This is a genomic window from Microbispora sp. CL1-1 (assembly GCF_012034195.1).
Taxonomy (GTDB): Bacteria; Actinomycetota; Actinomycetes; order Streptosporangiales; family Streptosporangiaceae; genus Microbispora.
Genome location: NZ_JAATEK010000021.1, coordinates 1 through 10,202 on the forward strand (window position 1 = coordinate 1; position 10,202 = coordinate 10,202).

Sequence of the window (10,202 nt, forward strand, 5' to 3'; positions counted from 1 at the left end):
CGTCCGCAGGGGTTCACAAGAGTCCACAAAGTTGCCTTGGGCCTTCTCAGGGCGTATGGGGGACTCTCACGGACAGAAGCCCGCAGACTTGGAAAGCGTGTTGGGGGCAACCCCTCAGGAGTTCGAATCTCCTATCCTCCGCGCAGTTGGTTGAGCAGCAAAACGCGAAAGGCCCGGTCGATCCAGCCGGGCCTTTCGCGTATCCGGGATTCACCAGGGGATCGGCCCGGCGTCGTCGAAGAACCCGCCGGTCGGGCCGTCGTCGGGCAGGGTCGCCAGCTTGATCGCGATCGCCGCGCCCTGTTCTGGCGTACGGACGCCGCGGAAGCCGTTCAGGTCGGTCGCGCAGAACCCCGGGCAGCCGGCGTTGATCAGGATGTTCGTGTCGCTCAGCTCCTTGGCGTACTGCACGGTGACGGCGTTGAGGAACGTCTTCGAGGGCGCGTAGGCCGCGGAGATCGGGCCCGTTTCGGCGCCCGGAGCGCTCTGCCGGGTCAGCGAGCCGACGGTGCTGGACATGTTCACGATCCGCGGGGATGCCGAGCGGCGCAGCAGCGGCAACATCGCGTTGGTGACGCGGATGACGCCGATCACGTTGGTCTCCACGACCGCCCGCATCGTGGCGGGGTCCACCGTGGTGGGCGTCTGCGGCATGCCCCCGGTGACCGCCGCGTTGTTGACGAGCACGTCGAGACGTCCCGCGCGCTCCTCGATCAACTCGGCGGCGGCGGCCACGCTCGCGTCGTCGGTCACGTCGAGCGGCACGCCGAACGCGTCGACCCCCGCCGAGCGCAGCTTCTCCACCGCGGACTCGCGACGCTCGTCGTCCCGGGCGCCGACGCCGACACTCCAGCCGAGGGCGCCGAGGCCGGCCGCGATCTCGAATCCGATCCCCTTGTTCGCGCCGGTGACCAGCGCGATCGTCTGTTCGCTCATGCGTCTCATCCTGGGCGCGACCCCGCCGGAACCTCCAACACCGTTTGGTCCACCATCGATACCTCGCGGGTATCGATCCCGTGCTCCCCGGAGATAGCGTGGCGGCATGGAGACGCGGGAGCTGCGGTATTTCGTCACCGTCGCCGAGGAGCTGCACTTCGGACGGGCCGCGCAACGGCTCGGGATCGCGCAGCCGCCGCTGTCACGGGCGATCGGCCGGCTCGAACGGCGGCTCGGCGTGGCGCTGTTCGAGCGCACGAGCCGCTCGGTCGCGCTGACCGAGGCCGGGTCGGTGCTGCTGCAGGAGGGCAGGGCGGCCCTCGACGCGGTCGAGGCCGCCGAGCGCCGCACCCGCCGCACCGCGCTCGCCGCGACCGGCAGCCCCGGCCTGGTCCTCGTCACGAAGGCCGGTGCGGCCGGCGAGCTGCTGCCCAAGCTGCTCGACGCGTACGCCGCCGAGCCCGGCGCGGTCGCGGTCGACGTGCTGTTGTGCGGCATCGGCGAGCAGGAGCGGCTGCTGCGCGACGGGCGGGCCGACGTGGCGCTGCTGCACCGGCCGTTCGACTCGGCGTCGGGATTCGACACCGAGGAGCTGCGTACGGAGGGGCAGGTGGCCGTCCTGCCTGCCGGGCATCCCCTGTCCTCCCGGCCACATGTGCTGATGGCCGACGTCACCGCCCTGCCCGGACTGCCGCTGCCGCGCTGGCCCAACGTCGACGGCACCTATCCGGACGGTCCCGGTCCGCAGGTCCGCGATCACACGCAGCTTCTCCAGACGATCATCCTCGGCCGGGCCGTGGCGGTGCTGCCGGAGTCGACGCGGGCCTATCTGCACCCCGACCTCGCCGCGGTGCCCGTTCTGGACGCCCCGGAGGTGACGACGCTGATCGCGTGGCCGCCGCACAGCCGCTCGCAGGCCGTCGCCGGCCTGGTCCGGGCCGCCACCCGTCTCTAGGTCGTGTTCCCCTACGGTGGGCCGCATGCAACAGATCGGCTTCCCGGCGAGTCCGGGTGCGGGAGACCTCGACGTCCGGTGGATCCACGGCTCGGAGTCGGCCAAGCACAACACCGACCCCGATATCCAGGTGCACCGGTATGACGAGCACACGTACGTCCTGCGCCAGAACAAGGCGATCAACTACGAGGCGCCCTTCATGTTCCTGATGTTCGGGAACACCCGGGCGCTCCTGCTCGACACCGGCGCGACCGCCTCACCCGCGTACTTCCCGCTGCGCCGGACGGTGGACGAGATCGTGGACCGCTGGCTGGCCGATCACCCCCGCGAGGACTACGGGCTCGTCGTCGCCCACACGCACGGCCACGGCGACCACATCGCGGGCGACGGCCAGTTTCGCGACCGCCCGCACACGGTGATCGTGGACCCCGCGCCGGAGCGCGTACGCGAGTTCTTCGGCCTCGGCGACGATCTCGACGTTCTCGGGTCCGTCGACCTGGGCGGCCGCGTCCTGGACGCGGTGGCGAGCCCCGGGCACCACAAGGCGGCGGTGACCTTCTACGACCGCGCCACCGGCCTGCTGCTGACCGGTGACACCGTCTATCCCGGGCGGCTGTACGTCGCCGACTGGCCGGCGTTTTCAGCAGACCATCGACCGCCTGGTGAAGTTCGCCGAGGCCCGCCCCCTCACCCACGTGCTCGGCTGCCACATCGAGATGACCACCACGCCGGGCGAGGACTACCCGATCCGCACCACCTATCAGCCCGACGAGCCGCCGCTCCAGATGACGGTGGAGCACCTGCGGCGGATCCGCGACGCGGTGGCGGAGATCGGCGGACGGCCCGGCGTGCACGTCTATCCCGAGTTCATCGTCTACGCGTAGCGCTCAGATCCAGGAACGCAGCAGCATGCGGCTCAGCCAGGCGTCGTACGGCATGGGCACGGCGGTGAGCACGGGCGACAGCCACCAGAAGTTCACCAGCGCGAGCAGCGTGAACGCGCCCACCACCGCCGCCCCCGTGGAGCGCCGCGCGGCCGGCGCGCCCGGCGGCCCGAGGACGAGCCCGCATGCCAGCACGATCGCGAGGACCATGAACGGCACCGCCGGGAGGGCGTAGAACAGGTACATCGTGCGGTCGTCGGCCAGCGCGAAGTAGAACCACGGCAGCCATCCCGCGCCGTAGGCGAGCAGGACGGCGCCCGCCCGCCAGTCGCGGGTCGCCAGATACCACGCCGCCATCGCGACCAGCGCGAGCAGCCCGCCGTACCAGATCACCGGGGTGCCGGTCCCGAGGATCTCCTGCGAGCAGGAGGCGGCGCCGCACGTGCCGTCGGGCGACCGGTAGAAGAACGCGACCGGCCGCAGCAGCAGCGGCCAGGTCCACGGGTCCGACTGGTAGTCGTGGTGGGTGCTCAGCCCCTGGTGGAAGCCGAACACCTGGCTCTGGTAGTCCGCCAGCGAGCGGAGCGAGTCGAAGACGAAGTAGACCCAGCCGTTCGAGGTCGCGCGGTCCCAGTTGCGGCCCCATCCCCCGGCCGAGGCGAACCACCCGGCGAACGACGCGACGTACACGGCGACCGGCACGGCGCCGAGCCAGGCGAGGCCGAGCGGCCAGTCGAGGCGGGCCGCTTGCCGGTAGGGCCGGGACAGGCCGACGGCACGCCGTGCCCCGCAGTCCCAGACGAGCGTCATGACCGCGAACGCCACGACGAACAGCAGGCCGGTCCACTTGGTCGCCGACGCCGCGCCCAGGCACACCCCGGCCGCCAGCCGCCAGGGCCGCGGGCCGAGCCGGGGCGGAGGCCCGTGCAGGTCGGAGGTGCGATACCACTCCGTCAGGCGGGTGCGGGCCGCGTCTCGGTCGGCGACCAGGCAGGCGAAGCCCGCGAGCACCCAGAACATGAGGAAGATGTCGAGCAGCGCGGAGCGCGACAGCACGAGGTGCAGGCCGTCGAGGGCCAGCAGCAGCCCGGCGAGGCAGCCGAGGAGGGTCGAACGGGTCATCCGGCGGGCGGTCCGCGCCAGGACCAGCACGCTGAGCGTGCCCGCGAGCGCGGCGACGAACCGCCACCCGAACGGCGTGACGCCGAAAAGCCACTCGCCCGCCCCGATGAGCCATTTGCCGAGCGGGGGGTGGGCGACGTACGCGGCACACTCCTCGACCGTCCCGCACGCCTTGAACACGTCCGTGTCCCCGCGTACGAACGCCTGGTCGGCCCCGTCGGCGAACTGCCGCTCGACCCCGAACCTGATCAGCGAGTAGGCGTCCTTGGCGTAGTAGAGCTCGTCGAAGACGAAGGCGTGCGGAACATCGAGGCGATAGAAGCGGAGAAATCCCCCGAAAGCGGCCACGGCCAGCGGGCCGAACCACCCCCGCCCGCCCGGCATCGGCGGCACCAGCCGGGGTAAGGCGGTCAGAGGCACGCGGTGATCCTAACCCGGCAAAACCCGAAGATCAGGGCAAGACGGATCCGGCATGGCGGCCGCCTCGCATGATCACGCTTATCCAGGGCAGTAGCCCCGCCAAGCCACCACTCCATCAGGAGCGTCGCAGATGGATTTCGATGACCGAGCGCAACTCGACGCCTCGCAGGTCGAGGACGTCGGCCGTGGAGGAGGGTTACGCGGCGGGGGTCTGGCCGTCGGCGGCGGAGCCGCCGGCATCATCGCCCTCATCCTGGCCCTGATCTTCGGCGTCAACCCCGGCGACATCACGGGCCGCGACGAGCCCACCGGCCTGCAGCCGACCAGCGACCTGAGCGCGCAGTGCAAGACCGGCGCCGACGCCGACCAGTCGGAGAAGTGCCGGGTCGTGGGCGTCGTCAACAGCATCCAGAAATACTGGGGCGAGCAGATCGACGGCTATTCCGGCGCGAAGACCACGCTGTTCTCCGGCGGGGTGCAGACCGGCTGCGGCGCAGCGGACTCCTCCGTCGGCCCCTTCTACTGCCCCGCCGACAAGCACGTCTATCTCGACCTTTCGTTCTTCGACGAGCTCCAGTCGCGGTTCGGGGCCAAGGGCGGCCCGTTCGCCCAGGCGTACGTGATCGCCCACGAGTACGGCCACCACGTGCAGGACCTGCTCGGCACGATGAACCGGGCCGGCCAGGACCAGGGCGCGCAGAGCGGCTCGGTGCGGCTCGAACTCCAGGCCGACTGCTACGCCGGCGTGTGGGCCAAGAACGCCGTGGACACCGGCTTCTACGCCAAGCCGTTCACCGACGCCGACATCCAGGAGGCGCTCGACGCCGCCGCGGCGGTGGGCGACGACCACATCCAGGAGCAGATGCAGGGCAGGGTCAACCCGGACGCGTTCACCCACGGCACCTCCGCCCAGCGGCAGAAGTGGTTCACGAACGGCTACGCGTCGGGCGACCCGGCGCGCTGCGACACCTTCTCCGGGGGCATCTGAGACCGTGAAAAGGGCCTCGGGCGCGAACCTTTGCGTCGTCTCCTAAACTACATACCGTGATCTTTAAGTTGGTCGGCGACGGACGGCCCTATCCCGAGCACGGACTGTCGTCCCGCGAGTGGGCGCAGATCCCGCCCCGGCAGGTCCGGCTCGACACTCTGATCACCACGAAAGCGGTGCTCGACCTGCACTCGTTGCTGGCCAAGGACTCGACCTTCTACGGCGACCTGTTCCCCCACGTGGTGCAGTGGAAGGGCGAGCTCTACCTGGAAGACGGCCTGCACCGCGCCCTGCGCGCCGCCCTCCACCAGCGCTCGGTGCTGCACGCCCGCGTGCTGGAGGTCCAGGACTAGGGCGCTTCCCGGGCGAGATCCACTGTCCGGCTGCTTCGGTAGCCTGACGGTCATTTAGTTTGACCTGCCCTCGAAAGAAGGGAGCCGGACAGTGCCCGACGACGCCGGACTCCACGCCCTCCGCGAGGCGGCTCGGCTGTCTCCCGACAACCTTCCCCTGCGACGCCACCTCGCCGAGCAGCTTCTGACCAAGGGCTACCTCGCCGAGGCCGAAACCGAGTTCCGCGCCGCCCTCGTGCTGGCGCCCCAGGACCCGGACGTCATCACCGGTCTCGCGGAGGCCTTCGTACGGCAGAGCGCGTACGGCGCCGCGCTGTCGGTGCTGGAACCGCTCCTCGCGGATCCCGGGCACGCGCCGCGCGCCGGGCTGCTCGCCGCGAGGGCGCTGCTGGGCGAGGGCGACGTGGCCGGGGCGGCGCGCCGGTATCACGACGCGGTCGCCCGTGATCCCTCGCTGGCCGACCCCGGCCTCGCCGAGCGACTGACGCCCCAGCCCCAGCCCGTCACACCCGCCCCGCCGTACGCGCCGGAAACGCCCCTTAACCGCGCAGAGGACCCCGACGACGCCGAGGCCGAGCGCTCGGGCGTCACGTTCGCCGACGTGGCCGGCATGGAGGCGGTCAAGGAGTCGCTGCGGGTGAAGCTCCTGCTCCCCCTCCAGCAGCCCGAGCTGTTCGCCGCGTTCGGCAAGCGGGCGGGCGGCGGCGTGCTGCTGTACGGCCCTCCGGGCGCGGGCAAGACCCACCTGGCCAGGGCCGCGGCCGGCGAGCTCGGCGCGGCGTTCATCAGCGTCGGGCTGGCCGACATCCTCGACATGTACATCGGCTCCAGCGAGCGCAACCTGCGGGCCACGTTCGAGATGGCCCGCCGCCACCGGCCGTGCGTGCTCTTCTTCGACGAGGTGGACGCGCTGGCCGCGCGCCGGTCCGACATGCGGCAGGCGCACACCCGGCAGCTGGTCAACCAGTTCCTGGCCGAGCTCGACGGCGTGGAGGAGCACGCCAACGAGGGCGTCCTGGTGCTGGCGGCCACCAACGCGCCCTGGTACATCGACGCGGCCTTCCGGCGTCCCGGGCGGTTCGACCAGATGGTGTTCGTGCCCCCGCCCGACGCCTCGGCGCGCGCCGCCATCCTGCGCATCCTGTGCCGCGACAAGCCGCTCGCCGAGATGGATTACGACGCGGTGGCGAAGGTCACGGACGGCTTCGTCGGCGCGGACCTCAAGGGCGTGGTCGACCGCGCGGTGGAGACCAAGCTGCGCCAGTCGATCAGCGCGGGCCGTCCCCTCCCGCTGACGACGAACGACCTGCTCACCGTGGCCCAGGCGACGCGGCCGACGGCCGTGAAGGAGTGGCTGGGCACCGCACGCAACTACGTGCTGCACGCCAACGACTCCGGCGCGTGGGACGAGCTGATGCCCTGGATCGACGGCAAGACCGGCAAGACCGGCATGACGGGCATGAAGGGCATGAAGGGCATGAAGGGCATGAAGGGCAGCAAGGGCAGATGGTGACCGCCGCACCGCTGGAGCGGGCGCGGACACTGCTGGAGCTGAACCGTCCCGCGGAGGCCGAGCGGGAGCTGCGGGGCCTGCTCGCCGAGGAGCCCCAGAACGTCAGCGGGCACGCCTTCCTCGCGGTGGCGCTGGCGCGGCAGCGCAGGCCGGCCGAGGCGATCGGCGAGGCCGCGGAAGCCGTACGGCTCGCGCCGGACCACTGGTTCCCGCACTACGTGGCCGGTCAGGCGTACTACCGTGCGGGCCTGCCCGGGGAGGCCGCCGAGGCGACACGGGCGTGCCTGGAGCTCGCCCCCGAGCACGCCCCGGCCTGGGAGCTGCTGGCCCGGGTGCACGTCGACGCCGCGCAGTGGCCGCAGGCCGCCGACGCGGCACGCCACGGGCTCGCCCTCGCACCCGAGGACGCCGACCTGGCCGGCCTGCTCGCGGTGGCCCTCACCATGCTCGGCGACGCCGCCGGAGCCAAGGAGGCCGCCGCGAGGGCCGTGGGGCTCGATCCCGAGAGCGCCCTGGCCCACCTGGCGTACGGACGGGCGCAGCTCGCCTTCGGCTCACCCGGCGAGGCCGCCCGCGCGTTCCGCGAGGTGCTCCGCCTGTCTCCGGGGTTCGACCAGGCCAGGGATCTCCTGGTGATGGCGCTCAAGCAGCGCAACCCCGTCTATCGTCTGCTCGCGCGACTGCGCGGCACGTTCTTCGGCGGATGGCGGATGCTGCTCCTGCTGCCCGTCGCGCCCCCGGTCATCGCCCTGTTCGTCCTCATCGCGCTCCTGCACTGGGCGGCCTGGGTGGCCGAGGCGGTCACCACGCTGCGCCTGGCCCGCGCCAGGGCCACCCGGCTGCTCTTCGAGGGCGCGGAGGCGCGCATGGCCCTCGTGTGCTGCTGCCTGCCTGTCGTGGGCGCGGCGCTGCTCGTCACGGGCGTGGCGACCACCCAGGAGGCGGTGGGCACGGGCGGCGCGGCGATCATGGCGCTGGTCACCCCCGTGCAGGAGGCGGCGCACACGAGCGCGCCCCGGGGCCGGGCCCTCCTGTACGGCTGGGCGATCCTTCTGGGACTGGCCGCCGCCCTGGCGATGCTCCTGTCCTCCACCTCCGGCGCGCTGCTCACCGCCTACGCCGCGCTGGCCGGCATCTGGATCGCGGCCGGCGTACGGCGCCTGACCACCCCCCGGCCGAGCGCCCTCTGAACGCACGAGAGCCGCCGACCTGATCACGCAGGTCAGCGGCTCTTCGGTGGCGGTGGAGGTGGGATTTGAACCCAGCCTCTATCCCGATGCTGATCTGGGTGGATGGGCATCGTAGCTGGGCATGCGTAGACGCAACAAGACTCAGCGACACCAGATGGCACAGGATTGCATGCGCCGTGCCCCCACGCGGGGGCACCGACGATCTTGAGGTGCCCCCGCCGATGCGTTCCGTCGGATGCTGGAACGATCCAAGCTCAGTTCAGGCCATCCAGCGACCTGCGAACAACCTCGATCAGAGGCGGCCTCGACCCGAAGCCCAGCGCCTCACGGATGCAAGCGAAGTCGGCCGGCTCGAACACGGCCGCCGCGACCGCCGCGATGACGCGTCGATCACATCCCGGAGCATGCACGATGGCCAGGCAATCCCCGGCCCGCCCCCAGGCGAAGCGCTCCGGTTCGGGCAACTCGCTGCTCTCGGCCACCGACACCCTGAGTCCTTCGCGTGCGCCCTCATCAGCCATGTGCACCTACCGCAAACCGGGTGAACTGGAAATCGCATACTTGCCGCTCGCCGCCGCAAGGTCAAGATCTCGAACACAAGCCCGAGGCTACGAAGACGTTACAGTCGTCAAATTTTGCTGTGGGCAGGTGTTAGATGTCGGCGCCCATGTCCCGCAGCATCGCCCGCAAGAGACGGACCGTGGTCCGCTCCGCCTCCTCCCGCTGTTCCGGCGGCAGTTGACGGATCGCATCCTTCGCCTCCACTAGGAACGCCTCGAACCCGTCCTCCACGACCGAGCGCACGCGCAGCCCGTCGCGAGCCTCCCGGGCCCGGCGCTCGTCGACCTCGCTCCCCCATAGCGCGATGTCGTCGCCGGCGAGGATCGCGTGGATTGCGCCGGCGCGCAGCTGGTAGGCCTTCTCCAGGCGACGGATCATCGCTGGCGAGAAGTTCGTCCGCCTGGCCTTCTCCAGGTCGTAGACGACGCGGTAGTCCACGCCTGTGTCTTGCGTGAACGTGGAGCGGTTGCTCCAGGCGTCGTTGAGCTCTACACGCCTGGCGACCAGCTGGTCGCCCAGGCGTTTCCAGTCGTCTGCGGCCCCAGACATGGTCCTCTCCCTCGCCCGTCGCGCCTGCGTGTACAGGTGGGCCCGTATGCACAGCTTGACGTTGCCGCGATCCTCTTGGACTGAATAGGACTCCGTCAAGACTCATTGTGACTCGATATCTGTGCAGGTTACACGGGCCTTACCTTCTTGGCGACGCAGTCATAACGGATCCAGATGAGTCCTAAAGCATGAGACTTGATTTGACTCAAATGGACTCCAGTCCTAGTTTGTCTCCGTGCCACCCGTGATTACGGTCACCCAGAACGGCCGCGCGATCCGAGCGATCCGCCGCGCCCAACGGCTGACCATCGCCGCGCTCTCCGAGCGAATCGGCGTGACAGCGCCCTACCTGTCAAAGGTCGAGCGCGAGGTCAAGAGCCCATCTCTGAACCTCGCCGAGCGCATCGCCGGAGAGCTGCACGTCGAACTCGGCGCGCTCCTGCGCGAGCCCGCCCCCACGACTAGAAAGTGACCCCCGAAATGGCCACTGCCACCCGCGAGAAGACCGGCCGGCCCCTCCGGCCCCGCATGCCGGTCCCCGACCCCGAGGTCCAGCCGCTGCTGACCGTTCCCGAGATGGGCCTCATCTTCGGCATGTCCCGGGCGTCCGCCTACAAGGCGGCGCACAGCGACGACATCCCGACCATCCGCGTCGGCAAGCTGATCATGATCCCCACCGCCAAGCTGCGCGAGCTGCTCGGCCTGTCCTGAAACAGGAAAGCCCCCGGCAG

General features: G+C 70.7%; 13 protein-coding genes. 8 read left to right on the forward strand and 5 right to left on the reverse strand.

Annotated elements, in window-relative coordinates; genetic code table 11:
* Window positions 1-210: 210 nt before the first annotated feature.
* Window positions 211-936 carry an SDR family oxidoreductase gene (locus HCK04_RS23155; RefSeq protein ID WP_142649479.1) on the reverse strand — a complete coding sequence of 242 codons (726 nt, stop codon included), beginning with the start codon at window positions 934-936 and terminating at the stop codon, window positions 211-213.
* 106 nt (window positions 937-1,042) lie between these two features.
* Between HCK04_RS23155 and HCK04_RS23160 the strand changes: the two genes are divergently transcribed.
* On the forward strand, window positions 1,043-1,891 hold the full coding sequence (locus HCK04_RS23160; RefSeq protein ID WP_142649480.1) for a LysR family transcriptional regulator: 849 nt from the start codon (window positions 1,043-1,045) through the stop codon (window positions 1,889-1,891).
* 256 nt (window positions 1,892-2,147) lie between these two features.
* On the opposite strand, the gene HCK04_RS42660 is transcribed toward HCK04_RS23160, so the two are convergent.
* On the reverse strand, window positions 2,148-2,429 hold the full coding sequence (locus HCK04_RS42660) for a hypothetical protein (protein WP_240971721.1): 282 nt from the start codon (window positions 2,427-2,429) through the stop codon (window positions 2,148-2,150).
* Window positions 2,430-2,553: 124 nt separating this feature from the next.
* Between HCK04_RS42660 and HCK04_RS42665 the strand changes: the two genes are divergently transcribed.
* The gene (locus tag HCK04_RS42665) at window positions 2,554-2,775 is read left to right on the forward strand and encodes a hypothetical protein (protein WP_240971722.1); all 222 of its coding nucleotides are present in this window, start codon (window positions 2,554-2,556) and stop codon (window positions 2,773-2,775) included.
* Between the two features lie 3 nt (window positions 2,776-2,778).
* Here HCK04_RS42665 and HCK04_RS23170 read toward each other — a convergent pair whose 3' ends face one another.
* Window positions 2,779-4,317, reverse strand: a complete 1,539-nt coding sequence (locus HCK04_RS23170; protein ID WP_260617378.1) for a phospholipid carrier-dependent glycosyltransferase — start codon at window positions 4,315-4,317, stop codon at window positions 2,779-2,781.
* 130 nt (window positions 4,318-4,447) lie between these two features.
* Here HCK04_RS23170 and HCK04_RS23175 point away from each other — a divergent pair, with 130 nt between their 5' ends.
* The 4 genes from HCK04_RS23175 (at window position 4,448) to HCK04_RS23190 (ending at window position 8,361) form a co-directional block, all read left to right on the forward strand.
* Entirely contained in the window at window positions 4,448-5,305 is an 858-nt protein-coding gene (locus HCK04_RS23175; protein WP_142649482.1) for a neutral zinc metallopeptidase, read from the forward strand.
* A 56-nt stretch (window positions 5,306-5,361) separates the two neighbouring features.
* Complete coding sequence (locus HCK04_RS23180) at window positions 5,362-5,658, forward strand: type II toxin-antitoxin system VapB family antitoxin (protein WP_142649483.1); 297 nt, start codon at window positions 5,362-5,364, stop codon at window positions 5,656-5,658.
* Window positions 5,659-5,749: 91 nt separating this feature from the next.
* Window positions 5,750-7,171 (forward strand): ATP-binding protein, encoded by a 1,422-nt coding sequence (locus tag HCK04_RS41355; protein ID WP_142649484.1) that lies wholly within the window; start codon window positions 5,750-5,752, stop codon window positions 7,169-7,171.
* Window positions 7,165-8,361, forward strand: a complete 1,197-nt coding sequence (locus HCK04_RS23190) for a tetratricopeptide repeat protein (protein WP_142649485.1) — start codon at window positions 7,165-7,167, stop codon at window positions 8,359-8,361. The genes HCK04_RS41355 and HCK04_RS23190 overlap by 7 nt, the downstream gene beginning before the upstream one ends.
* Before the next feature lie 254 nt (window positions 8,362-8,615).
* Here HCK04_RS23190 and HCK04_RS23195 read toward each other — a convergent pair whose 3' ends face one another.
* Complete coding sequence (locus tag HCK04_RS23195; RefSeq protein ID WP_142649486.1) at window positions 8,616-8,849, reverse strand: hypothetical protein; 234 nt, start codon at window positions 8,847-8,849, stop codon at window positions 8,616-8,618.
* Window positions 8,850-9,012: 163 nt separating this feature from the next.
* Complete coding sequence (locus HCK04_RS23200) at window positions 9,013-9,471, reverse strand: hypothetical protein (protein WP_142649487.1); 459 nt, start codon at window positions 9,469-9,471, stop codon at window positions 9,013-9,015.
* A 235-nt stretch (window positions 9,472-9,706) separates the two neighbouring features.
* On the opposite strand from HCK04_RS23200, the gene HCK04_RS23205 reads away from it, so the two are divergent.
* Together HCK04_RS23205 and HCK04_RS23210 are read left to right on the forward strand one after the other, a co-directional pair.
* The gene (locus tag HCK04_RS23205) at window positions 9,707-9,943 is read left to right on the forward strand and encodes a helix-turn-helix transcriptional regulator (RefSeq protein WP_142649488.1); all 237 of its coding nucleotides are present in this window, start codon (window positions 9,707-9,709) and stop codon (window positions 9,941-9,943) included.
* A gap of 8 nt (window positions 9,944-9,951) precedes the next feature.
* Window positions 9,952-10,182 carry a helix-turn-helix domain-containing protein gene (locus HCK04_RS23210; RefSeq protein ID WP_142649489.1) on the forward strand — a complete coding sequence of 77 codons (231 nt, stop codon included), beginning with the start codon at window positions 9,952-9,954 and terminating at the stop codon, window positions 10,180-10,182.
* The last annotated feature ends 20 nt before the right edge of the window (window positions 10,183-10,202 follow it).

Excerpts from the sequence above, each read along its gene's own strand:
- HCK04_RS23155 (WP_142649479.1), bottom strand. The coding sequence starts at position 936 with ATGAGCGAACAGACGATCGCGCTGGTCACCGGCGCGAACAAGGGGATC.
- HCK04_RS23160 (WP_142649480.1), top strand. The coding sequence starts at position 1,043 with ATGGAGACGCGGGAGCTGCGGTATTTCGTCACCGTCGCCGAGGAGCTG.
- HCK04_RS23175 (WP_142649482.1), top strand. The coding sequence starts at position 4,448 with ATGGATTTCGATGACCGAGCGCAACTCGACGCCTCGCAGGTCGAGGAC.
- HCK04_RS23190 (WP_142649485.1), top strand. The coding sequence starts at position 7,165 with ATGGTGACCGCCGCACCGCTGGAGCGGGCGCGGACACTGCTGGAGCTG.
- HCK04_RS23200 (WP_142649487.1), bottom strand. The coding sequence starts at position 9,471 with ATGTCTGGGGCCGCAGACGACTGGAAACGCCTGGGCGACCAGCTGGTC.
- HCK04_RS23210 (WP_142649489.1), top strand. The coding sequence starts at position 9,952 with ATGGCCACTGCCACCCGCGAGAAGACCGGCCGGCCCCTCCGGCCCCGC.